Source organism: Facklamia sp. 7083-14-GEN3, from assembly GCF_024742075.1.
Classification (GTDB): Bacteria; Bacillota; Bacilli; order Lactobacillales; family Aerococcaceae; genus Facklamia.
In genome coordinates this window covers 36703-62434 of record NZ_JANSGD010000004.1, presented here as the reverse complement: position 1 = coordinate 62434, position 25732 = coordinate 36703, and the positions used below count along the sequence as shown (strand labels likewise).

The following is a 25732-nucleotide window of genomic DNA, read 5'->3' as shown; positions in this document are numbered from 1 at the left end:
CATTCCTAGCACTTACTTTCGAATAAATATATTATCTTTAAATAAGTTTATAAAGAATCAAAAAAAGCCGGAAATACTTCCGGCCACTTGCTTATTGCTAAATTATGAGAAAATCATTTCTACCAGCTCTTCTGCTTCAACATTCCCTAAATATTTTTTGAGATCCATATTTTGAAGGACGTCTAAAATACTTTGACGTTCAAATTTAACGCCAGTTAGCGCATTTTCTACATCTTCAATCTCACCAAGCCCGAAGAAATCTCCATAGATTTTTGTATCTGTAATCATAGCATCTTTAATATTGAAGCGCATATCTACAAAACCAAATGGGAACTTATGAGAGGCTTGAATATCAAATTTTGGTGAGTGACCGTAGTTCCAGTCCCAATTACCGAAGCGCTCTTCACGAATTTTATAGACTTTTTCCCAGTCTTCTTTTGTCAAATGATACTCTTTGACATCTTCACGTTTTTCAACACCAAAGATTTCTAATAAAACAAGATCTCTGAACTGCTCAGTAGTTAACTGTTTATACTTATCATCAACATAAGGTTTTAAATTTGTCACCCGTGAGCGTACCGATTTGACACCTTTGGATTCAAATTTTGCTTTGTTTGGTTTTAAAGCATTGTGAACTTCATCTAAATCAGAGTCAAACAAAATGGTTCCATGAGCTGTCATACGCCCACGTTTCGCATACATTGCATTCCCAGAGAATTTTTTTCCGTCTACTAATAAGTCATTTCGACCTAATAATTCAGCTGAAGTGGCTCCCATCTTATGCAAAGCATCGATTACAGGCTGAGTAAACGCTTTGAAATCTCTAAATGATCCATCATCATCTTTAATAAAACAGAATGAAAAGTTTCCTAAATCATGGTAAACCGCTCCACCACCCGACATACGGCGAACAACTCGAATATTATGTTCATCAACATAAGCTTGATTAATTTCTTCAAAAGTATTTTGATTACGGCCAATAATAATCGAAGGTTCATTAATATAAAAAAGTAAAATCGGTTCATCAACTAGGCGATTCTCTACTAAATAAGTTTCCAAAGCAATATTAACACTCGCATCATAGTTATTTTCATTATCTACGAAATACATAAGTAGCCTCCTTCAAATTTGTGCACATTAATTATGACATTCCATTATTTAAAGCTCAAGAAAAAGCTTCAAACAAAAGTGGAAACCTATGGTTTCCACTTACTTTTAATTAAAACGATATAACTTGCTGAATATGATTTAAGACTTTTTTCTTTCCTAATACTTCAATCATATCTGGTAATTCTGGACCATGCATTTGACCAGAAACAGCAATTCGGATTGGCATAAAGAGGTTTTTCCCTTTAATACCGGTTTCTTTTTGAATTTCCTTAGTCAATGGTTTAATATTACTGGCTACAAAATCTTCTTCTGAAAGAGCTTGTAATTTATCTTTCATGGCTTTAACGACTATCGAAGAGGTTTCAGCTTGCATAATTTCTTTAGCTTCTTCACTCAACTCAAGTTTATCATTAAAGAATAAACTTGATGCTTCAACAATCTCAGCACCATAAGAAATTTGCTCATGGTATAAGCTAACTAACTTCTTAACCCATGCTAATTCTTCTGAATTAGGCTCAGCACTTACTTTTCCTTCTTTTTGTAGATGAGGTAGTGCATAGTTTACCACTGTATCAAGATCTGCTGCTTTCATATAAGTATTATTAATCCACTCTAATTTCTTCTTATCAAATGACGCGGGAGAAGTTGATAAACGTTCTGGATCAAATTGCTCTACTAACTCTTGAGGCGAGAAAATTTCTTCTTCACCCTTTGGTGACCAACCTAATAAGGCAATAAAGTTAAACATAGCTTCTGGTAAATAGCCTAAGTTACGATACTGCTCGATAAATTGTAGGATTCCACCATCACGTTTAGATAATTTTTTATTAGTTTCAGCATTAATTATTAATGTCATATGACCGAATTCTGGATAATCCCAACCAAAAGCATCATAAATCATCATTTGTTTAGGGGTATTTGCAATATGGTCATCGCCACGTAAGACATGAGTGATTTTCATCATATGATCATCAACAGTCACAGCAAAGTTATAAGTTGGCATGCCATCTCTCTTTTGAATCACCCAATCGCCTGAAATATTCTTTGACTCAAAGCTTAAAGGCCCTTTAACAATATCATCAAATTGATAAGTAACATTAGCTGGTACTCTAAAACGAACAACAGGTTGACGGCCCTCAGCTTCAAAAGCTTCTTGTTCTTCTTTTGTTAAGTGAGCATGTTTCCCTCCGTAGTGAGGCATTTCTCCACGAGCCTTTTGTTCTTCTCTTTCTGCTTCCAACTCTTCTTCAGTCATATAGCATTTATAAGCTAAATCTCGAGCTAATAAGTCATCAATCAAAGGTTGATAAATATGCAAACGCTCTGACTGTCTATATGGCCCATATTCACCAGGATTAACTGGCGATTCGTCCCAATCAATACCTAGCCAAGTTAGATTATCTAATTGGCTTTGTTCACCATGCTCTAAGTTACGTTTTGTATCCGTATCTTCTGTACGAATAATGAACGTTCCATCTTGTGAACGAGCAAACAGATAATTAAACAAAGCTGTTCTCGCATTTCCAATATGTAAGTCCCCAGTAGGGCTTGGTGCATAACGCACACGAATTTTATCGCTCATTATATGTCTCCTTTAATTCCATCTAGTCTACAAAGCTTATTGTACTCCTTCATCTAGTCAGATTCAAATACTCTTAATTATCACAAATTTTAGCAAAAATCATTCTACCAGCAGCGGTTTGCAAGGATGAAGTAACTACGACATTTAAATGTTTATTAATATGATCTTGTCCATCTTCAACCACTACCATGGTGCCATCATCAAGATAAGCAACACCTTGACGGCGTTCTGTTCCCGCTTTTATAATTTGAACTTGCATTTCTTCACCAGGTAGTACTTCTGGCTTTACAGCATTCGCTAACTCATTAATGTTCAAAACAGGGACATTTTGAAATTCTGACACTTTATTTAAATTGTAATCATTAGTTACCAATACTGCATTTAATTCTTTAGCTAATCTTACTAATTTAGCATCGACTTCTTCAATATCCGCATAATCCCCTTCAAAAAAATCAATACTTATTTTGGGAGTTTTTTGTAAACGGTTTAATATATCTAAACCACGTCTACCTTTTGCTCTTTTTAAAGAGTCAGAAGCATCTGCAATATGCTGTAATTCAGATAACACAAACTTTGGAACTAATAGACTTCCTTCAATAAATCCTGTTTGAACCACTTCTGCTATCCTTCCATCAATAATTACACTAGTATCTAACACTTTTACTCTTTGACCCGATTCAGCCTCGTTTTGCTTGGATTGTTTATTCAATTCATAGGATGCAGACTGTAATTTTTGACCGGATTTTGTAAATAGGTGTAGCACTTCATCTCGACGATTGATCATCATTTGATAACCAATCATTCCCCCTAAAACAGTCAGAACAAGCGGCATTGTGCTCGATAAAAAAGGAATATTTAAAGAAGCAATCGGTAATGAAAGTAGATAGCCGATTAATAAACCTAATAAAACGCCTAGAGCTCCAAATAAGAGATTTGGAGTGGACTGCTTTTCCAACATCGAAAGTAACTTATGAATTAATCGTTCAAAAAGCGGTGCAAATAAAATACCTAATAACATAAAAATAAGTCCGAAAATTATACTATTCACAAAAGGATTAATTAATAATTGATGGTATAAGCGAAGACTACGCCAAATTTGTGGTCCTAGGGTATAGCCAAAACTCAAGCCAACAATCATCAGTACACTAATCGTCATTTTCTTTATCATTCTATCACCTCCTTTAAGATTTTTTTCAATTATTTAGGAAAAATTATAGAAACAGCTTGTTTAATCGTTTTAACTGGAATGACTTCAATCGATAAATCAAGTTGTTTTAGATGGGATTGGTTATTGTAAGGTATAAATACACGTTTAAAGCCCAGTTTACTCGCTTCTTTAATTCGTTCTTCAATCTGATTGACTCTTCTGATTTCTCCAGTAAGACCAATCTCTCCTATAAAGACATCATCTACTCTCACTTCTCGATTCCAATAGCTAGAGGCAATGCTTACAGCTATAGCCAAATCAATGGCGGGTTCATCTAAACGAACACCACCAGTCGTTTTAAAAAAAGCATCTTGATTTTGGACCAAGAGGCCACAATGTTTCTCCATGACTGCTAATAAAAGAGAAATACGTTGGTATTCTATTCCCGATGCGGTACGTTTAGCGTTACCAAACACCGTCGGTGTCATTAAAGATTGAATTTCTGCTAATACCGTTCGCGTCCCTTCCATGGCAGCAACAACTGTTGATCCAGTAGCACCCGTTACCCTCTCCTCCAAGAATAACTCTGAAGGGTTGGTAACTTCTGCTAAACCAGTATCAATCATTTCAAAAACACCAATCTCATTTGTAGATCCGTATCGATTTTTTACCGCCCTTAAAATTCTGAAGCGATTATGTTTCTCTCCTTCAAAGTATAAAACGGCATCTACCATATGTTCTAACATTCTAGGTCCAGCTATATTGCCTTCTTTAGTTACATGGCCAACAATAAAAATAGCAATTTTATGGTCTTTCGCAATGCGCATCAAAATATTAGTGGCTGCCCTTAACTGAGAAACAGATCCCACTAAGCCTTGATTGTCTGGCGAAGCCATCGTTTGGATAGAATCAATGACTACAATTTCAGGATTCACTTCTTGAATTTGAGTCACAATATTACCCAAGTCTGTATCAGATAATAAATAAAAATCGTTACCACTTAATGCCAGTCTTTCAGCTCTTAGTTTGATTTGTGTTAAACTTTCCTCACCTGAAACATAAAGTACCCGCTGTTTCAAATTGGCTAAACGAATAGATACCTGAAGTAATAAAGTCGACTTCCCTATTCCAGGATCTCCACCAATTAAAACTAAGCCACCTGGAACAATTCCTCCACCTAATACACGATCGAACTCTCCCATTTGGGTATCAATTCTTTCTTCTACTTGACTCGGAATTTGATCCAATTGGGTTGCTTTTCCGACTATTGATTGTGATGTATTAGTAAAAGTAGTTGAAGAGTTGGTGGTAGGAACCAATTGTTCTTCCATCTGATTCCAACTGCCACAATTTGAACATTTTCCTAGCCACTTAGGTGACTCATAGCCACAAGCTAAACACTCATACATTATCTTATTCTTTGCCACTCAATCCCTCCCTTAACCAGATGACCCAAAACCACCCTTACGATTGCTATTAACTACTTGATCGTCATCTACTTGTAGAAATTTAGAAAAAATTCCTTGAGCAATTCTATCACCTTTTTGAATCGTTCGATCCTTCAAACCATAATTAATTAGTTGAACATATATATGCCCTTCATTTTTCTCATTATTATAATAATCCTGATCAATAATACCTATACCATTAGGTAGAGTAGTTTGGTACTTATAACTTCCCGACGAGCGATTAACAATCTTCAAATACTCATCTTCCATCATATAGGCTTTTAAACCAGTTGGAACTAAAGTAGCTTGCCATAAGTCTTTTTCTTTCATGTTTTCTTGTCCCTTAATAGTTATAAAGGTATTATGAATTAAATAATAAACTGATTGTTTCCAAAAAGAAGGAAGCACAACCGTTTCGGCAGCTTCAATATCATACCCAGCTGAATATTTAGTTTGCCGTTGAGGAATTTGAATCGCTTTATCCTTATATGAACGGATGACTTCAAAACCTCGTTTTTCTTTTTTCATTTTATCTCACATCCTTTCATTTCCATGATAAATAAGCCGTTTAAATGAAAACGCTTAATAATATTATAAATGATTTTCTTTGATATATCTATCATTTAAAAATATTTCTTTATCCTTGTTCCATCAAGACTTCAAGTTTATTTATCTAATCCCAAATAGCTTTTTCATCTATCCAAACAGATACTGAAGCTTGATTCACTGGGAATATTCCCCTACCTTGTCCATCTAATTCTACTTTACCAGAATGGTTATTCAGATAATCTACATATATTGCTCCTGCATTTAGTTCACCCATAGTCATCTCTTTAAAGCCTGCATCGCCATTAGTCATCACTACTGCTATTCCATAGGGATGCTCTTGTGTTCCTAAGCAAGTCCAGCCTATGGTGTTTTGATGATCGAAATAATCCACTTGCTCTCCATATGTATGATACTTTCGCAAGTGCAATAATGGATCAATTTTTTCTTGATAAGATGGAGATTTTTCTCCATTTTGAACTCCATAATAATCGCCATAGAAGAGAGTAGGAAGACCTTGTTGTCGCAAGAGAATTAAAGCGTAGGCATGTTGTATAAACCAATCTTCGACGCGTGATTCAAGGGATTGTTCCAATTGCGTATCGTGATTATTAACAAAAGTTACACTAAGTAATGGATTGTCCTCCACCAAACTCCCTGCAAAAATTTGACTTAAATCATACTGATTACCCGCTTGACTGGCTTGATATAAATTCATATGTAAGCCTACATCAAAAAGATCTAATTGATAATCAATCGAATCTAAATAATCTAAGTTGTTAGCAAGATCGGGATTCCAATATTCCCCAATTAAATAAAAGTCATCACCTTGTGTCTGATTAATTTCTTCACATAGTTCTTTTATATAGTGAGAATCAATATGTTTTAATGCATCGAAGCGTAGACCTCTAACTCCGGTTTCATTCACCATCCAATTTAACCATTGTTTAATATGTTGTCTTACTTCAGGATGAGAAAAATCGATATCAGCAAACATCAGATAGTCGTAATTACCGTAAGTACTATCTACTGACTGATCATCGGCCCATCCTTTTTCGTCACCTAAAATTAGGTATACACCTTCTTCATTATTAGTCGCATCATAATCAATACCACTAAAATGATACCAATGCCATTCAAAATCTGAGTATTTACCCCCTCTACCTGGAAAATAAAAATGGGTCCACCCCTCAATTTCATAGGGATCAGAAATCATTTCTTGGCGATTTTCAGGATTTACTTTCATCACATGAAATTTTTCTTTACCATCTGCATATGCTTTGTGATTTATCACAAGATCAGCAATTGGGAGAATATCTTTTTGTGTGAGTAATTGAATAGCTTTGAGTAAATCTTCTTTTTTACCATACTTAGTGCGCACAGTCCCTGATTGATTAAACTCTCCCAAATCCCAAAGATCATATATCCCATATCCCACATCATTAACTGAAGTGGCTTTACAAAAAGGTGGAAGCCAGATATGATCTACACCGATTTCATACAAATGATCTACATCATTTTGTAAATTTATCCAATGTTCTCCTTCATTAGGTAAATACCATTCAAAATACTGCATTAATAAGCTATTTTTTTCCATTGACTTCTCTCCTTTTAATCACTCTTCTATTAAAACACAGGACTCACTAATAGTCACAAATAAGATCTTGAGGAATATATTTAGAATTAAATTGAAAGTAATTGCGATTAGATTACAAATTTTTCAGTTTTGTTTTTTAATAGGTTTCCCTTATAATTTATGCTATCATGAACAAGAATTTCCGGAGTGACGCTCCATTGAGGAGGAAAACTATGTATTCATTTCAAGACAAAATAAATCGTCTTGCAGCCTTCTTATCCATCACAATCATTCTATTAAGTCTCAGTCTAACCTTCTATTTAAATCACATTGCCACAAAAGAAAATACAAACTCTGAGAAAAATATATCTTCCAACCACTCACAAGTTGAAAAAAATTTACCTAGTGTAAAAAATGAAACAGCTACAGAAGAAGAAAAAATGCTGGCTCTTGAATTAAATAAATATGGTTCCAAAGCTGCTTCCATTCAAGATGTTCAAGAATCAATTGCTGATATCATAGTAACAGACTACAATGGAAACATTATGAGTGCTCAACAGGATATTATACAAGCTATCAATGATAACCAGATGAATATTGAAAGAGAAGGAACTCTCTTTCTCCCTGATCAACCTTCTTTCGCTAGTAAAAATTCATATTTACAACTAGATGTTCCATTAATTTTACAAAAGTCTCCACTTTATTCGGATATCAATTATGGGGCTAGTCAGCAAGATACCTTAGGTGATAATGGTTGTGCTATCGTATCTTTAGCCATGGTATATTCTTATTTATCCAATCGATTGGTTGAGCCAGAGGAAGTGCTTGAATGGTCCGGTCGAGATTATTTTTTAGAAAATGAGGGAACCTCTTGGACTATATTCTCAGATTACGCAACCGACCATGGATTTAACTTTTATAATCATGGTAATAATTTTTATTCTGCTATGGAAGCTTTGCAAAAAGGGGAAGTGGTGATTGCATCTGTCGAACCAGGATTTTTTACTGATGTGGGGCATATCATCGTCATTCGTGGCTATGAACCTGGCTATGTATATGTCAATGACCCCAATGATAATCCTGAAAAAATGTATAGTTTCCAGCCGATCGATGAGCAAGTTCTATTAGATGAAGGATTAAATTACTGGTCTTTTTATAATGATTAAAATTTAGATCATAGCAATAAACCGTTAGGAGCTTTTAATTTTTATGAATAATTACAAACTCGCCTCTAAAGGTGCAGTAATAGGAATCAGTATTTATTTATTACTAGCAACAGTCAAATTAATAACTGCTTCTATCTTTAAGGCAAGTTCCTTACAAGCAGATGGTCTGAATAACTTATCAGATATTATTTCTTCATCTGCAGTTTGGATTGGTTTATATTTAGCAAAGAAACCTGCTGACCATAACCATAAATTTGGTCATGAAAGATACGAAATTATATCCAGTTTTATTGTTTCTTTGCTAATGTTTACGATTGGCTTTCAAGTTGTTCTTTCAGGTATTAGTCAACTCTTTGCTAAAGACTATTCTCAAACAAGCCAACAAGTCCTTCTAGCTACTCTTTTTTCAATCTTAATACTTACTTTAACAAGGTCTTATTTAAAAAAAATAGCCATCCAATCAAATTCTATCGGTTTAAAAGCTACTGCTAAAGATATGCAAGGTGACTTACTCATTTCCATAGCAACTCTGATAGGTAGTTTATGTGTCAGTTGGGGGTTTCCTATTATCGATACTTTTCTTTCGATTTCAGTGGGTATTATCATTATATTTTCCGCCTTTGAAGTCTTTAAAGAATCAACTTTTACTCTGTCGGATGGATTTAACCCTGAAAATTTATTATCTTATGAAAAATGTATTCTTACACATCCTGATGTAATTGCAATTAACTCTATTCGCGCAAGGATGGCTACTCAGCAGATCTATCTAGATGTTACCATTGCTTTAGAGCCGAGTATGTCCGTCTATCAATCACATTGTATAACAGAAGAAATCGAAGCTCTTTTACAAAAGGAATTTCAAATTAAAGATGTTGACATCCATGTTGAACCTTATGAATAAATAAAAAGGAAGTTGTCAAAAGACAACTTCCTTTTTATTTATTACAAAATTACGCTCGCGCTCTTTCTACAATGACCGCATCACCTTGGCCTCCACCTATACATAAGGTAGCCAATCCTCTTTCAACATTACGAGCCTTCATTTCATGAATCAATGTGACAAGAATTCTCGCTCCACTACATCCAATCGGATGTCCTAGAGCAATGGCTCCTCCATTAACATTAATGATTTCATCCTTAATTCCTAGTTCTTGATTGACTACTAAGGATTGAACTGCAAAGGCTTCATTACTTTCAATAAGATCCATATCTTCTATAGTTAAGCCGGCATTTTTTAAAGCGTTTTGACTTGCTGGTATAGGACCTGTTCCCATTAGAGCGGGTTCAACACCTGCTTTACCCATTGACCGAATACTTACCATTGCCTCTAATCCTAACTCTTCTGCTTTACGCTTAGACATTAGGATTAAAACAGCAGCACCATCATTAATAGTTGAGGAGTTACCTGCAGTTACAGTCCCTTTCTTTTTAAAGACTGGCTTCAATTTTTCTAAATCGGTTAACGTTTGACCCATACGGATATTTTCATCCTCTGCAAAAATGACTTCTTGACCACGTTTAGTTTGAACAATTGGAATAATTTCTTGCTTAAATCGGCCAGAAGAAAAAGCTTTTTCAGCTTTCTTTTGACTATTTAAAGCAAAGACATCTTGTTCTTCACGACTGATTTGATATTTTTCAGCCAAGTTCTCAGCAGTTACTCCCATATGATAGCCTTCAAAAGCATCGGTTAAACCATCATAAACCAAAGTGTCGACTACACTATCATTGCCTAACTTAAATCCCCAGCGATGATTTGATAGAATATGCGGAGCTTGACTCATATTTTCACAACCCCCAGCCACCACAATTTCATTTTCACCTGTCATAATAGACTGGCTAGCTAACATGACAGCTTTCATTCCGGATCCGCAAACTTGATTGATAGTTGTAGCAGGTGTTTTAAAACTAATGCCAGATTGAATAGCTATTTGACGGGCAACGTTTTGACCTAATCCTGCAGACAAAACATTTCCCATGAAAACTTCGTCCACTAAGGAAGAATCGAGATTGATATTATCAAGCATCTTTTGTAGTAACTGACTGGTCATATCTACTGCCGAAATATCTTTCAAACTGCCACCAAATCTTCCTATAGCTGTTCGATTTGCTGAAACAATCACTACTTCCTCTAAATTCATAAATTCCTCCTAAATATTTAACTGTGAATAAAATTAACTAAATAACCTTTGTAGCCAAGACTTTGACTTTATTACCTCGTTATTATCATCATTTTCATCCGACGAGAGCTTCATCGATTGGGCTACTTTACCTTCTGTTCTCAGAAGTTCAATAGTCTCTATTAAATGATTATTCTTCTTTTCTGTCAAGAGCATTAACTTTTGTTGTTGATCGACTAATTGGAGTAAATCATTAATTTGTTTATTTTTTTCTTTCAGCTCATTAACAAGAATGTTTCTTTCTTCTTCATCCTTCAGCCATTTTTCTTTAAGTTGTTCTTTGACAGTCTCTTCAATATAAGTTCTAATAGCTTGCTGCTGATCTTTTACATTTGCATCATCTGATATCACATTTTTTTCTATATTATTTGAAAAGTCTTTTTTCTTTACTTCATCACTTTCACTAGTCTTTTCGTTTTTTGAGTCACGCTCATTTTCAAGTACAAGTGAGATTTGTTTAGCTAGTTCTGGATCATAAGAAAAATCACGCTTAAGCTCTGACAAATGATCTAAGGGTTCAGCCAATTCTTCCTCTAGATTATTTTTTATACTTTCATTATCATGTTGACTTTCTTCCTTTGTCACTTCATCTTTATCTTTGATATTTTCGTCTATTGGCGTGTCAAACGTATCTGTCATAAATGATTTTAATAGCATTTGCTGTTCTTTTGTAAAAACTAATCTGTTCTCATCATTGTAAACTTTCTCTTCATTTGGAATCTTTTTTGCATGATAATAGATTAATTGTCGAGTAACTTCCAATTCGTCAGCAAATTCCTGAGCTGTTAAATATTCTTCCATACTATCTCCTCATATTCTATCTTTCAAATCATAGGTCAGTGTCAAATGACAAAAGAACCTTTTACTATATTATACAGTAAAAGGTTCTTTTTGATAGGATAAACTCGAAAACTTGTTGTATTCTTTTTTAAATAGTAGCTTGACAGTGTCTCTTGCACCTGCTCTATTTTTGGCAATTATTACTTCTACTGTATTATCAGGTAAATCGTCCTTATGTCCTTCATCTTCATCACCATCTTGCTGGTGATAATCCTCACGGTAAAGGAAAGCAACGATATCTGCATCTTGTTCAATCGAACCCGACTCTCGAATATCACTTAAAATAGGTCGCTTATTTTGCCTTTGTTCAAGACCACGAGAAAGTTGTGACAGAGCAATTACTGGAACTGATAATTCTTTAGAAAGTTTCTTTAACTGACGTGAAATTTCTGAAACTTCTTGTTGGCGGTTTTCTCTACCATTTCCGTCAATAAGTTGCAAATAGTCAATGACGATTAAACCTAAATCAGGATTTTCTTGTTTCAAACGACGACATTTAGCTCGAATTTCTGACACACGTATACCTGCTGAGTCATCAATGTAAATAGGAGCCTCTCTTAGTATATCCGTAGCTACTGTAAAGCTTTTCCATTCATCATCTGTCAGCTGTCCAGTCCGTAAATTCGATGCATGAATGCTTCCTTCAGCACAAATCATCCGATATACCATGTCTAGCGCACCCATCTCTAGGGAGAAAATTACAACTGGAACCTTAGATTTAGTTGCAACATTCTGTGCTATATTTAAAGCAAATGCCGTTTTACCTACAGAAGGTCTTGCAGCAATAATAACTAACTGGTCGGGTTGAAAACCACTGGTTAATTTATCCAATTCATGGTAACCAGTAGGCAGCCCGACGACATCACGTTTTTCTTCTGCTAGTTTTACAATATTATCAAAAGCCTCGGCTATCAATTGCCTCATCATTTGAGGTCGATTACTTTGAGAACCTTCACCAATTGATAAAATTAACTTTTCACTCTGATCAATAATCTCTTCTACTGCATTTTCTTCATCATAAGCAACTTGTGAAATTTTCGATGAAGCCTGGATGAGTTGACGCAAAATAGATTTTTCTTTAACAATTCTAGCATAATTTTCAATATTAGCAGTGGTTGGAGTGAAACCTGTCAATTCAACAATATATTCATAGCCCCCAATATTTTCTAATTGATCTAAGGCATCTAATTGATTTTTCAACATCAAATGATCTAAAGTATTGTCGCGATCAAAAACTCTTTCCATAGCTGCAAATATTTGTTGATGAGCTACTTTATAAAAGTCTTGCTCTTGTAAAAGTGTTTGAACAGTAGCTAATTTCTTAGGCTCTAATAAAAGACCACCTAGAACAGATCTTTCTGCTTCAATATTTTGAGGTGCTTGCATTTGATTCATTTGCGTAAATTCCATCGTTTCACCTCTTTATTTTCTATCTAAACTGCTTCTACTTTTACGCGAATAGTTGCCATTACATCGGTATGCAACTTAACCGGAACATTATGGAAACCTAGGGATGAAAGGTTGTTTTCTAAATCAATTTTACGCTTATCTACTTCAATGTCATATTGTTTCTTTAATTCTTGCGCAATTTGTTTAGAAGGGATGGTTCCAAATAGACGACCATCTTCTCCTGATTTAGCTGTAATAACGACAACTGTCTCTTCTTTTTCAATTGCCACTCTCAATTCTTTCGCTTCTTGCAATTCTTCAGCTTCCAACTTTTCTTGAGCTTTCTTTTGTGCTTTAAATTCACTCATTGCTTTGGCATCAGCAGCTTTAGCTAAACCATTCTTAATTAAATAATTATTGGCATAACCATCTGAAACATTTATAATTTGACCCTTTTTACCTTGCTTACGAACATCTTCTAATAAAATTACTCTCATTTTTAGTCCTCCTTATGTTTAATTACCTCAATTAATTGTTCTGCTACTTGATGAACTGTCTGATCTTTTATCTGTGTGGCTGCGTTAGATAAATGTCCTCCTCCTCCAAGCTTTTCCATAATAACTTGAACATTTATTTCACCTAAGCTTCTAGCTGAAATGCCCACTTCATTTTCATGGCGTTTATAAATAACAAAAGAAGCTTCAATTTGATCAATACCCAACAAATCATCAGCTGTTTGAGAAGCTAAGACATTGTCTACAACTACGTCTTCATCAGTTACCGTTATCGCATAAATAGAATCGATAATTTCCGTATTCTCAATTAAGCGATTCTTAATTTTAATACTTTCTAAACTTTCTTTTAGAAGATGCTTAATTTTAATATTATCAGCACCCATAGATTTTAAATATGCTGCTGCTTCAAAGGTTCTAGAGCCAGTCCTTAAAGAAAATTGATTGGTATCGATAATTATTCCAGCTAACATAACCGTTGCAAGCATCTCATCTATTGCATTTTCTTTTTCTTCAATCACACTAAAGTATTCAGTCAATAATTCTACCGCTGATGAAGCAGAAGGTTCTAAATAACTCAGTACACAATTTTTAGGAAATTCTTCTGCCTGACGGTGGTGATCGATAATAACGATATCGTAATCAAAAAAGATTGACTCAGCTTGTGAAATCATTGATCGGTGATGATCCACTAAAATTAACAGAGTTTTTTGATTTAAGAATTCATCCAAATGTTCTTTTTCAATGAAAAATTCCTCATTAGACTTCTCGAAATATTCACTATTTATTATTCCTTTTAAATCTTGATTAAGCCCATCTCTATCAATCAAAATTCTTGCTTGTCTATCGAATGAATTTACGATTTGTCTAACCGCTAGAGCTGATCCGATTGAATCTAAATCTGGCGACTGGTGCCCACTAATTAAAACTCGATCATAAGTCAAAACCGTACTTTTAAGCGCTTGGAAGAACATTTTGCTGCGTATATCCGAACGGTTTTCTGTAAAACTAGTCTTTGCTCCAAAAAACCTTGCTTTTCCTTCTATTTCACGAATGACAACTTGATCTCCGCCACGACCTAGCGCTAAATCTAAGTTAGATTTAACCTGCTTAGAAACTTCAATCATATTTTGTTGAGTATTACGACTATAAGAAAAAGCTAAAGAAAGTGATATGGGAATTTTTCGACTGGTGTAATAATCTTTAATAGCTTCAATGGATTCAAACTTTTCTTTTTCGAGTTCATTTAATGAGCTTTCATTTAGCAAGAGTAGAAACTGATCCTCATCCGTTTGCTTTAAATATATTTGATAGTGATCTGCCCATCGATTGAGACGACTGATTAAATCGGACTCAAATTTCGCACTAGCTTCATCATCCATCGCGTAAAGGAGGTCATCATAATCATCTAATAATAAAGACCCCATTACCAGAATAGATTCACCAATTGCTTTTTGAATCTCGATATCTTGTGTGATGTCATAAAGATAAAGAGCTTTATACTCATGATGATGCAAGGCCCGATAATAGCCGTTAGTTAAAGACACTTCCTGCCATTGACTCATATTACTTTGTCCCAGAATTTGTGTTAATTTTCCATCTACTTTTTCAATTTTTTCACCGATAATATCTTGTTCAAAAATCTTTTTTATAGCTGGATTCGTCCAGGTTACTCTTTCTTCTTGATCATAGAGTATAACCCCTATTGGAGCATTATATAGGGCATACTCTTGAGCTAAAGAAGCATTTTCAGACATATGACTAGCCATCTTAGTTAAATCCTTAATAAAACCTTTAATGTTAAAGGTAAAAAATAGAATGATGATACTGAGAAAGCCTAGTAATAATACACCTAATCGCCAGTCTAATTTAAAAGCTATACCTATTAGAATTAGATAAATTAATAAAATAGAATAGATTTGCCAAGAGATTTGAAGTGAATGAAAGTAATTAAAAAATTCTTTTAGTTTTATTTTTTTAAACACAGCACACCTCGTAGTTTTAATATCACTTATTTTATCATATTTCAGTAGAATGTTCTATAAACTAAATAACACCTTAATGTTTCACGTGAAACAAAAAAACCACCCGATGGGTGGCTAAATATTATTCTTGAACGGTAAATGGTAATAAAGCCATGATCCGTGCGCGTTTAATTGAATTAGTCAATGTACGTTGGTGCTTTGCACAAGTACCTGTCACACGACGAGGTAAAATTTTACCTTTTTCTGAAATAAATCTCTTTAAAAGATCTGTATCTTTGTAATCAATATAATCGATATGATTAGCACAGAAATGACAAACCTTTTTTCTACGTCTTCCTCCGCGACGTTGAGCCATATATTTTCCTCCTCTACATTATTCTAAAATGGTAGATCATCTTCGGAAATATCTACCTTTTGACTGTCACCAAATGGATTATTATTCTGACTGAAGTCTTGATTAAAGCTAAAGTCATTGTTATTAGTCTGATTTGGTTGACCTTGAAATTGATTAGATGTTTGATTTGTTTGTTTGTATGATTGATTCCCATCAGAAACTGGGCGTTGTTCTGTCACTGATCTTGGTTCTAATAGGTGGAAGTTACTTACAACAACTTCAGTTACATAAACTCTCTGACCTTGCTGATTGTCATAACTTCTTGTTTGAATACGTCCTTCAACTCCTATTTGAGAACCTTTGCGGGTAAAGTTAGCTAAATTCTCAGCAGCTTTACGCCAAATCACACAGTTAATAAAATCTGCTTCACGTTCACCTTGTTGATTGGTAAAACTGCGATTTACAGCTAGTGTAAAACTTCCAACTGGAGTTCCTGAAGAAGTATAACGTAAATCAATTTCCTTGGTTAAACGCCCAACTAATTGTACGGTATTCATAATTTTCCTCCTGCAAGTGTTTCACGTGAAACATATTGATTATTCTTCTACTTTTGTAATCATATGGCGTAAGATATCACGGTTGATTCGTGCAAGACGATCAAACTCATTGATCCCTTTAGCATCATCAGCGGTTAAAGTGATTAAGTGGTAAATACCTTCACGATAATCGTTGATTTCGTATGCTAAACGTTTCTTAGCCCAGTCTTTTGATTCGACAACTTCTGTTCCTTGATCGACTAAGATTTGATCAAAACGAGCAATTAATTCTTTTTTTGCTTCGTCGGTCATATCTGGACGAATAATATAAAGGATTTCATATTTAGTTGGTTGACTCATGACTGCACCTCCTTTTGGTCTAATGGCTCCATAGAGCAAGGAGTTAAGCTGTTAAGCTATTAACTCACATTTAATAATTCTATCACTCTATTTTCAAGAAATCAATGCCAACTTTCTATTCTTCTAAATTTTCTGCCGAATCATTGATTTCTGAAGCATCTTCTTCTATTTCTTCTTCATTCTTTTCGATGACAACTATCTTATCAACGATGGAATTATCATCTAAGCGAATAACTTTAACTCCTAGGGTATCTCTTGAAGCTGTTGAAATCGAATCAATATGAACACGAATGACGACGCCTTCATTAGTCATAATTAATAGGTCTTCATCACCATCAACAGTCACTAAACCTGCTAATTTTCCACTCTTTTGAGAAATATTAGAAGTTTTGACACCCTTACCACCACGGTTTTTAATAGTATATTGGCTAGCTTCAGTTCGTTTACTGTAACCATTTTCTGTTACAACAAGAACTTGCTTATCTTCATCTAAAATAGCTGCACCAATAACATAATCTCCTGAACGAAGTCTCATACCTCTTACACCTGAAGCAGTTCGACCCATATCACGGACATCGTTTTCGTTAAAGCTTACGGCATAACCATTATTAGAACCCATAATAATATCTTTTTGACCATCAGTAATTAATACATTCACTAACTGGTCATTTTCTCTTAATTTAATAGCGATTAAACCATTTGTGCGAATGTTATAGTATTCACTAACTAGAGTACGTTTCACCGTACCATTTTTAGTAACAAACAACAGATGTGTATCTTCGTCATCAGCTTCTTTACGAATGTTTACAATATCTCTTACATACTCATCTTTATCTAAGTTCAAGAGATTAATGATTGGCAAGCCCTTTGAAGTCCTACCGTATTGAGGCATGTCATACCCCTTAGCGCGATAAACCTTACCGAAGTTGGTGAAAAATAGTAAAGTATCATGAGTAGAAGCAGAGACTAAACTTTGAATGGAGTCTTCTTCACTCACTCCCATACCTTTAACCCCTCGACCGCCTCGGTTTTGAACACGGAATTCATCTTCAGTCATCCGCTTAATATAGCCAGAAGTGGTTAATGCAATCAGAATATCTTCCTCATCAATTAAATCTTCATCTTCTAAGGATTGAATTTCGCCTAATTTAATTTCAGTTCTTCTTGGATCATTATATTTCTTAAGTATTTCTCTTAATTCATCATGAATAATTTCGTAAATTCTTTCTTGAGAGGAGAGGATTTCAGTTAAACGAATAATCAATTCTTGTAAATCTTTCAGCTCTGCATCAATTTTTTCTCGTTCTAAACCAGTTAAACGAACCAAACGCATGTCTAAAATAGATTGCGCTTGAATTTGAGTAAAATCAAAACGACTTATCAACTCTTGCTTAGCTGTTTCTGAATCATGAGAAGAACGTATGATGGTGATGATTTCATCAATTACGTCTAACGCTTTTTGTAATCCTTGTAAAATGTGAGCGCGATCTTCTGCTTTCCTTTTTTCAAATTTAGTCCGTCGAGTAATGACTTCAACTTGATGAGCTAAATATTTTTCAAGAATTTCTTTTAAATTCAGTATTTTTGGAACACCAAAATCGATTGCTAGCATATTGATACCGAAGTTAGTCTGTAAAGGAGTATGTTTATATAAATTATTTAAAATAACATGTGCAGAAGCATCTCGACGTGCTTCGACTACTATACGCATGCCTTCGCGACCCGATTCATCGGCTATATAAGAGATACCATCAATTCGCTTGTCACGGCCTAATTCAGCAATTCTTTCAACAAGTTTAGCTTTATTGACACCGTAAGGTAATTCTTGAATAATAATTCGCTCACGGTCTTGATTATTGCCAAAGTATTCAATTTCAACTTTACCACGAACTGTAACTTTACCTTTACCTGTTCGATAAGCTTGACGAATACCCGATTTTCCAACGATAATTCCACCTGTAGGAAAATCAGGACCTGGCAAAGCCTCCATTAATTCATCTACATTCGCTTCTGGATTGCGCATAAGAATTTGTAGAGCATCAATGACCTCTTCCAAATTATGCGGTGGTATATTTGTTGTCATACCAACTGCAATACCAGAAACCCCATTAACTAAAAGGTTGGGGAAACGACTTGGCAATACAACCGGCTCTTTCTCTTCTTGCGAATAGTTTTCTTGGAAATCAATAGTATCTTTATTGATATCTCTTAACATTTCCAATGTAATTTTGGCCATTCTAGCTTCAGTATAACGCATGGCAGCTGCACCATCGCCATCGACTGAACCAAAGTTTCCGTGGCCATCGACTAACATTTGACGATATGCGAAGGGTTGTGCCATCCTTACCATAGCTTCATATATTGCAGAGTCACCGTGAGGGTGATACTTACCCATAACATCGCCAACAATTCTAGCTGATTTCTTATGTGGTTTATCAGGTGTAACACCTAATTCATTCATACCATATAAAATACGACGATGAACAGGTTTTAATCCATCACGAACATCTGGTAGAGCTCTGGCAACAATAACTGACATAGCATAGTCCAAAAATGAATTACGCATTTCATCAGGTAAATTTATTTCTTCAAAAGATTGTTTACTAACATCAAAATGATCTTCCGTCATGACTAACTCCTTTCAATGGTAAATCTATACATCCAAGTTACGTACATAGACTGCATTTTTTTCAATAAAGACACGACGGGGTTCTACTTCTTCTCCCATCAACATAGACATGACTGCATCTGCTTCTACTGCATCATCAACAGTCACTCGCTGCATCCGACGATTTTCAGGATTCATAGTTGTTTCCCATAGTTGATCTTCATTCATTTCTCCTAGACCCTTATATCTTTGAAGAGAGTATTTACTATTTGGATTTTCTTTTTCCCATTCAAGCAGTTGCTCATGGGTATCAAGATAAATCTCTTTTTTTCCAATTTTCAATTTATACAAAGGTGGAAGAGCAATATATACATATCCCGCATCAATCAAAGGACGCATATAGCGGAAAATTAGTGTTAATAAAAGAGTTCGAATATGAGCACCATCAACATCCGCATCAGTCATGATAATCAATTTATGATAGCGTGCCTTGGTTACATCGAATTCAGATCCAAAACCTGTACCCATAGCAGTAAATAGTGATCGGATTTCCATATTACTTAAAATACGTTCCATTGAAGCTTTTTCAACATTTAAGATTTTACCTCTAATCGGTAAAATTGCTTGGTACATTCTCGAACGTCCTTGTTTAGCTGAACCACCTGCTGAATCTCCCTCGACAATAAATAGTTCGCATTTTTCTGCTTCTTTAGAAGAACAGTCAGCTAATTTACCAGGTAAATTAGCTATTTCTAAACCTGATTTACGCCGGGTCATTTCTCGAGCTCGCTTAGCAGCCATTCGCGCCTTTGAAGCTAGGATCCCTTTATCTAAAATTAAACGTGCAACCTTAGGATTTTCTAATAGAAATGTTTCAAAATGCTGAGAGAAAAGACGATCTGTTACAGATCTTACTTCAGAATTCCCTAACTTTGTCTTAGTTTGACCTTCAAATTGAGGATCTGGATGCTTAACCGAAATAACAGCAGTCAGCCCTTCACGAGTATCTTCACCAGATAAGTTATCATCGCCATCTTTAAGTAAGTTATTTTTTCGACCATAGTCATTAATAACCCGTGTTAAAGCTGTTTTAAAACCAGATTCGTGTGTTCCACCTTCATAAGTATGGATATTATTAGCAAAAGACAATAAGTTTAATTGGTAAGCATCTGTATACTGCAAAGCAATTTCAACCGCGATACCATCTTGCTCGCCTTCAATATAAATTGGTTCATCAAAAATTAATCCCTTGTCTTCATTAAGATAAGAGACATATGATTTAATTCCACCATCAAATAAATAACTATCATAGGCTTCTCGATCCATACGACGATCTTGTAAAGAAATACGTAAACCTTTATTTAAGAATGCTAACTCATGAATACGCTCTTTCAATATTTCATATTTAAAATCCGTTGTTTCTGTAAAGATTGACGGATCCGGTATAAAATTAACTTTAGTCCCCGTTTCCGTTGCCTCTCCCACTACTTTTAACTCGGATACAATGGCTCCTCTTTCAAACTTAATCTGATGAATTTTACCATTACGAGAGACTTCCACTGATAGCTCACTTGATAAAGCATTCACAACAGAAGCTCCTACACCATGGAGACCACCAGAAACTTTGTAACCGCCACCACCAAACTTACCACCTGCATGTAAAACGGTGTAAACCGTTTCAACAGCTGGTCTACCTGTTTTAGATTGAATATCGATAGGTATTCCACGGCCATCATCCGTTACCGAAATAGAACCATTTGCTTCTATTACTACTTCAATATGACTACAATAGCCAGCTAAAGCTTCGTCAATGGAATTATCAACAATTTCCCAAACTAAATGATGGAGTCCAGTACCCGCAGTGGAACCAATATACATACCTGGTCGCTTGCGGACAGCTTCCAGTCCTTCTAATACCTGAATTTGTTCAGCATCATATTGTGGTTGATTTATTTTTTGCTTGTTATTGTTTTCTGCCATTTCTATCCTCCTATTGAACTTTACCTTTACTTATATATCTTATTGAAGAATTTTTAAGCTCTTGAATGTGAATATTTTCAATACTAGCTGTGGTTAAAATTGTTTGAACTTTTCCTTCGATTTTACTCATCAAGATAAATTGACGATGATCGTCCAATTCAGAAAGAACATCATCTAATAAAAGAACTGGATAATCTTGGTCAATTGCATAAAATAAATCCAATTCAGCTAATTTTAAACTTAAAACAACTGTTCGTTGCTGACCTTGTGAGGCAAATTGCTGAGCTAAATTACCATTAATATTAAAAATTAAGTCATCTCGATGGGGTCCATATAAGGTAGTTCCCTGATCGATTTCCCTTTGAATAGTACTTTTAAACAATTCACTCATTTGATCTTTAATAAAATCAATCCTCTCATAATCAAGTTTAGAAGAGGATGACTTATAGATTATTGATAAGTTATCCCTCTCATTAGAGAGTTCATAATGAATCGGGTGAGCGATTGCTTCTAAATCTTTTACAAATTGTAAGCGATACTTAATCACTTGACTTCCAGCTTCGATTAACTGATCAGTTAATATATCTAAATAAACTGAATCATAAGTATGCTTTTCGCGTACTTGCTTTAAATAAATATTTCTTTGTTTAAGTACGCGATGATATTCTAATAAATTTTGTAGATAGATGGGATGGGTTTGACCGAGTTCTGTATCTAAAAATTTTCTTCTTAGACTTGGGGAACCCTTAACTAATTGCATATCTTCAGGAGAAAAGAGGATAACATTTAATTTGCCAATAAATTGGGAGAGCCTCTTTTGGTCTAGGTGGTTGTATTTAGCAATCTTACCTTTATCATTTAGTATGATTTCTAAAGGAAATTGTGAGTTTTTAGTCGCTATTTGGCCTGCTATCTTTGCATAATCTTCTTCCCAACTAATCATTTCTTGGTCATGATTGGTTCGATGACTTTTCGCTAAAGACAACAAAAAAATGGCCTCAAGGATGTTTGTTTTTCCTTGGGCATTTTCACCAGCTAAAATAGTTAATCCGTCATGAAAATCAATTGATAGCTCTTTATAGTTTCTAAAATTTATTAAATTTAAATGTTCTATTTTCATAAGCTATCTTATTATTCTACCAAGTCTACTATCAATTCATCTTGAACAAACTCAACACGATCTCCAGAATATAATTTTTTTCCTCGTCGATTTTCTAATTCGCCGTTTAGATAGACAGCAAACTCTGCTAAGTACCACTTGGCCATTCCACCACTAGATATTAAATCTACAATTTTTAATAATTGGCCGAGTGTTACATGGTCACTATCTATTTTGACTTTTTTATGTTCCATTTGGCCACCTCATCAGTATTTTATTATATCTATTATACTACTAAATAGCTTAAATCTCAAATATTTGGCGAAAAAATGCCTTTTTAATTAAATTTGACTCTCAGAGTATAAAAAGCTTATTTAAGCTAAATTAAGCTTAAATGCTAAATAAAGGCAAAAAAATAAGCAGGTCAATAATTTGACCTGCTTATAGAAATTTTAATGTGTGCGAACCGGTGTTAATAATTGGAGTAAGTCATTGTGAGGTAATTCACTCTTTTCCCTCGGTGTTATAAGCATTGGACGAACTGCCGAATTAAATTGTATAGTAATTTCAATATCTCCAAAAGATCGTAAAGCTTCTTTCATATAATCAGGGTTGAAAGAAATTTGAAGGTCTTCACCACTTGAAGAAATAAATTGAATTTCTTCTGCCACATTACCAATTTCATTTCCTTTTACAAATAGTTCGATGTGGTCTGTTTGAATATCTAATTGAACAATATTATTTTTTCCTTCATGTGACATTAAAGAAGCACGCTCGATTGCTTGCAGAAAATCAGCTGCATTTAAGACAATTTCTGTTTCAGATGAATTAGGAATTAAACGGTCAGTGGCTGGATAATTACCCTCCAGTAATCGTGAATAAATAGTAATATTTTCAAAAGTGAAGATAATTTGCTGATTGGATAAGGTCATCATTAAGTCTGCATTATCAGGAACTATTCTAGCCAATTCAATCATTGTTTTTTTCGGAACAGTAATAGCTTCTAAATGGTGTGAGTTCTCAGCAATTTTCAAAGGAATTTCTCGTTGACTTAAACGATGACTATCTGTTGCCACTCCAATTAAGTAATCTTTTTCTAGAATTAAGTGAAGTCCAGTTAAAATCGGACGTGATTCTTGATTAGAAGCTGCAAAGATAGTTTGATGAATCATATTTTTAAAAGTTAGTGTGGGTAACAGAATTTGATGATCTAGATCAATAATTGGTAAACGAGGGTACTCATTTCCATCAATACCCACAATTTGAAATTCTGCATTACCAGATTGAATGGTTGCTTTAAACTGATCATCTACACTGACTATCACTTCATCTTGTGGTAATTTTTTGATAATTTCATTTAATAAACGTGCGGGTAAGACAATTTGTCCAGTCTCTTTAATTTGTAAATTAGCTAAAGGCTCATCAACTGAAATATGACTTTCAATAGATATATCTGCATCACTACCTATTAAAGTCATTCCATTATTATCTAAAGATAATTTAATCCCATATAAGATATTAATGGTTGTTTTAGAAGGAATAGCTCTTTGAACATTATTTATTTGTTGCGTAAAAGCAGAACGGTTAATTGTAAATTTCATAAATTTCTCCTTTATAAATAATTATTATATATCTAAGTAATAATAGTAGGGCTTGTTGATAGAGCGTATAAGTGACAAAGAACTCTATGGACCAAGGTTTACCATTGTTGATGACTATGTGTAAAAGTATTTTAAAATAATAGACTTATCCACAATCTTTATTCTAACATTTGTTTGATTGTCGCTATATCGTGCTTGAGATTAGTATTATTTTTTAGATCCTCAGAGATTTTTTCATAGGCATGAATCACCGTTGTATGGTTTTTATTACCGAAAGATTCACCAATTTTAGGGAATGAAAGTTCAGTTAATTCACGTGTAAGATACATGGCAATTTGGCGAGCAGTGACGATTTCTTTGTTTCTTTTCTTTCCTTTAATTTGTTCAACGGATATTTTATAAAACTGGCTACAAGTAGAAATAATAGTGTCAGCATCGATTACCTTTTCTTTTTGTTCTCCAAAAATAGATGAGAGGGCTTCTGCTGCTAAATGACTCGTAATTTCTTTACCTTCAATAGCTGCATAGGCAAAAACCCTCATTAAAGCTCCCTCTAATTCCCTTATGTTTGTATCAACATTATTAGCAATATATGTAAGGGTTTCGGAATCAATATCAAGACGATTATTTGCAGCCTTTTTTCTAAGGATGGCGATGCGTGTTTCTAAATCTGGAGGAGTAATGTCAGTTGATAATCCCCATTTGAATCGAGAGATAAGTCTTTCTTCCAGATTATCAATATTATTAGGCAAACGGTCTGAGGTTAAAATAATTTGTTTATTATTATTATAAAGCTCATTAAAAGTGTGGAAAAACTCTTCTTGAGTGGCATCTTTTTTTGATAAAAATTGAATATCATCAATTAATAAAACATCTATCTCACGATACATTTCCCTAAACTTCTTTTGAGAACCATTTTGAATACTGGTAATAAAATCGTTAACAAAAGATTCACTCGTTGCATATTTGATCTTGGTAGAAGGATTATTACGTAAGATATCGTTACCTATAGCTTGCATTAAGTGAGTTTTTCCTAGACCCACACCGCCATAAATCAGAAAGGGATTGTAGGTTTTTCCTGGACCATCACTCACTGCTAAAGCGGCTCCCGCAGCCATTTTGTTGTCTTCTCCAATCACAAAATTCTCAAAAGTATAAGAAGGATTTAACTTTGAGTCTGAAAAACTTGGAAAATTGTCTGTTTCTTCTTTTTTCTCGATATTTTTTGAAAGTGTGTGTTCATCTTGATTACTTTGATAGATTATAAATTGGGGCTCATACTCAATACCGTAACGCTCACGGCTATATTGCAAAATATAATTTACTAAATGATTTTCCCAATACTTTTTAGTCATCGGATTAGGAACTGCAATCGTAATTGATTGATTACCAATTCGAGTCGGGATGGAAGGCTCAACCCAGGAACGATAGGAAGAAGTCGATAGAATTTCTTTTAAATAATCCAGGACTCCTTGCCAAAAAAGATCTTTTTCATCCATTCATTTCACCTCGAATAAGTTATATAGTCAAAGATATTGTATCATATTTAGAGTTTTCCACAAGTTAGGAAAGTACAAAAAAACTATACACATACTCACATTTTAGTTATACACATGTCAGCAAAAAGTGTGCATAAAAAGAGTTTAAGTAAGGAGCTAAATTAAACTGTTGAAAAGTTATTAGCAAAAAAAGCCTTTTATATAGAGGAATATAAAGGTAAAAAGGATATTATG

Annotated in this window: 22 protein-coding genes; 2 read left to right on the top strand and 20 right to left on the bottom strand. The window is 34.4% G+C overall.

The annotated features are described in order from the left end of the window. Window positions 1-102: 102 nt before the first annotated feature. The 6 genes from NW240_RS07770 to NW240_RS07745 form a co-directional block, all read right to left on the bottom strand. Window positions 103-1110 carry a lipoate--protein ligase gene (locus NW240_RS07770; protein WP_258436979.1) on the bottom strand — a complete coding sequence of 336 codons (1008 nt, stop codon included), beginning with the start codon at window positions 1108-1110 and terminating at the stop codon, window positions 103-105. Window positions 1111-1219: 109 nt separating this feature from the next. Beyond that, complete coding sequence (gene gltX / locus NW240_RS07765; RefSeq protein ID WP_258436978.1) at window positions 1220-2692, bottom strand: glutamate--tRNA ligase; 1473 nt, start codon at window positions 2690-2692, stop codon at window positions 1220-1222. Window positions 2693-2765: 73 nt separating this feature from the next. Next, entirely contained in the window at window positions 2766-3860 is a 1095-nt protein-coding gene (locus NW240_RS07760) for a PIN/TRAM domain-containing protein (protein WP_258436977.1), read from the bottom strand. A gap of 29 nt (window positions 3861-3889) precedes the next feature. After that, window positions 3890-5266 carry a DNA repair protein RadA gene (radA, locus tag NW240_RS07755; protein ID WP_258436976.1) on the bottom strand — a complete coding sequence of 459 codons (1377 nt, stop codon included), beginning with the start codon at window positions 5264-5266 and terminating at the stop codon, window positions 3890-3892. A gap of 12 nt (window positions 5267-5278) precedes the next feature. Continuing rightward, on the bottom strand, window positions 5279-5815 hold the full coding sequence (locus tag NW240_RS07750; protein WP_258436975.1) for a dUTP diphosphatase: 537 nt from the start codon (window positions 5813-5815) through the stop codon (window positions 5279-5281). Between the two features lie 145 nt (window positions 5816-5960). After that, entirely contained in the window at window positions 5961-7430 is a 1470-nt protein-coding gene (locus NW240_RS07745; protein WP_258436974.1) for an alpha-amylase, read from the bottom strand. A 212-nt stretch (window positions 7431-7642) separates the two neighbouring features. On the opposite strand from NW240_RS07745, the gene NW240_RS07740 reads away from it, so the two are divergent. Beyond that, a complete protein-coding gene (locus tag NW240_RS07740; RefSeq protein ID WP_258436973.1) occupies window positions 7643-8575 on the top strand; it encodes a C39 family peptidase in 933 nt (310 codons plus the stop codon). Between the two features lie 43 nt (window positions 8576-8618). Further along, window positions 8619-9476, top strand: a complete 858-nt coding sequence (locus NW240_RS07735; RefSeq protein WP_258436972.1) for a cation diffusion facilitator family transporter — start codon at window positions 8619-8621, stop codon at window positions 9474-9476. A 49-nt stretch (window positions 9477-9525) separates the two neighbouring features. Here the strand turns inward: NW240_RS07735 and NW240_RS07730 are convergent, their stop codons facing one another. The 14 genes from NW240_RS07730 to dnaA form a co-directional block, all read right to left on the bottom strand. Continuing rightward, on the bottom strand, window positions 9526-10716 hold the full coding sequence (locus tag NW240_RS07730; RefSeq protein WP_258436971.1) for an acetyl-CoA C-acetyltransferase: 1191 nt from the start codon (window positions 10714-10716) through the stop codon (window positions 9526-9528). A 33-nt stretch (window positions 10717-10749) separates the two neighbouring features. Beyond that, window positions 10750-11556 carry a hypothetical protein gene (locus NW240_RS07725; RefSeq protein WP_258436970.1) on the bottom strand — a complete coding sequence of 269 codons (807 nt, stop codon included), beginning with the start codon at window positions 11554-11556 and terminating at the stop codon, window positions 10750-10752. A 69-nt stretch (window positions 11557-11625) separates the two neighbouring features. Beyond that, window positions 11626-13005, bottom strand: coding sequence for a replicative DNA helicase (gene dnaB / locus NW240_RS07720; protein WP_258436969.1), 1380 nt, complete (start codon window positions 13003-13005; stop codon window positions 11626-11628). A 23-nt stretch (window positions 13006-13028) separates the two neighbouring features. Further along, complete coding sequence (gene rplI / locus NW240_RS07715) at window positions 13029-13481, bottom strand: 50S ribosomal protein L9 (RefSeq protein WP_258436968.1); 453 nt, start codon at window positions 13479-13481, stop codon at window positions 13029-13031. A gap of 2 nt (window positions 13482-13483) precedes the next feature. Continuing rightward, on the bottom strand, window positions 13484-15481 hold the full coding sequence (locus tag NW240_RS07710) for a DHH family phosphoesterase (RefSeq protein ID WP_258436966.1): 1998 nt from the start codon (window positions 15479-15481) through the stop codon (window positions 13484-13486). A 121-nt stretch (window positions 15482-15602) separates the two neighbouring features. Then, the gene (gene rpsR / locus NW240_RS07705) at window positions 15603-15836 is read right to left on the bottom strand and encodes a 30S ribosomal protein S18 (protein ID WP_258436965.1); all 234 of its coding nucleotides are present in this window, start codon (window positions 15834-15836) and stop codon (window positions 15603-15605) included. Window positions 15837-15859: 23 nt separating this feature from the next. Then, window positions 15860-16375 carry a single-stranded DNA-binding protein gene (ssb, locus tag NW240_RS07700; RefSeq protein ID WP_258437150.1) on the bottom strand — a complete coding sequence of 172 codons (516 nt, stop codon included), beginning with the start codon at window positions 16373-16375 and terminating at the stop codon, window positions 15860-15862. A gap of 36 nt (window positions 16376-16411) precedes the next feature. Beyond that, window positions 16412-16711: a 30S ribosomal protein S6 gene (gene rpsF / locus NW240_RS07695; protein ID WP_258436964.1), complete on the bottom strand. Its 300-nt coding sequence runs from the start codon at window positions 16709-16711 to the stop codon at window positions 16412-16414. A 115-nt stretch (window positions 16712-16826) separates the two neighbouring features. Beyond that, on the bottom strand, window positions 16827-19340 hold the full coding sequence (gyrA, locus tag NW240_RS07690) for a DNA gyrase subunit A (RefSeq protein ID WP_258436962.1): 2514 nt from the start codon (window positions 19338-19340) through the stop codon (window positions 16827-16829). Window positions 19341-19364: 24 nt separating this feature from the next. Continuing rightward, a complete protein-coding gene (gene gyrB, locus NW240_RS07685; protein ID WP_258436961.1) occupies window positions 19365-21299 on the bottom strand; it encodes a DNA topoisomerase (ATP-hydrolyzing) subunit B in 1935 nt (644 codons plus the stop codon). Between the two features lie 10 nt (window positions 21300-21309). Beyond that, entirely contained in the window at window positions 21310-22419 is a 1110-nt protein-coding gene (gene recF / locus NW240_RS07680) for a DNA replication/repair protein RecF (RefSeq protein ID WP_258436960.1), read from the bottom strand. An 11-nt stretch (window positions 22420-22430) separates the two neighbouring features. Then, on the bottom strand, window positions 22431-22652 hold the full coding sequence (gene yaaA, locus NW240_RS07675; protein WP_258436959.1) for a S4 domain-containing protein YaaA: 222 nt from the start codon (window positions 22650-22652) through the stop codon (window positions 22431-22433). Between the two features lie 198 nt (window positions 22653-22850). Then, window positions 22851-23999: a DNA polymerase III subunit beta gene (dnaN, locus tag NW240_RS07670; RefSeq protein WP_258436958.1), complete on the bottom strand. Its 1149-nt coding sequence runs from the start codon at window positions 23997-23999 to the stop codon at window positions 22851-22853. Window positions 24000-24157: 158 nt separating this feature from the next. Next, complete coding sequence (dnaA, locus tag NW240_RS07665; RefSeq protein WP_258436957.1) at window positions 24158-25498, bottom strand: chromosomal replication initiator protein DnaA; 1341 nt, start codon at window positions 25496-25498, stop codon at window positions 24158-24160. Between the last annotated feature and the right edge of the window lie 234 nt (window positions 25499-25732).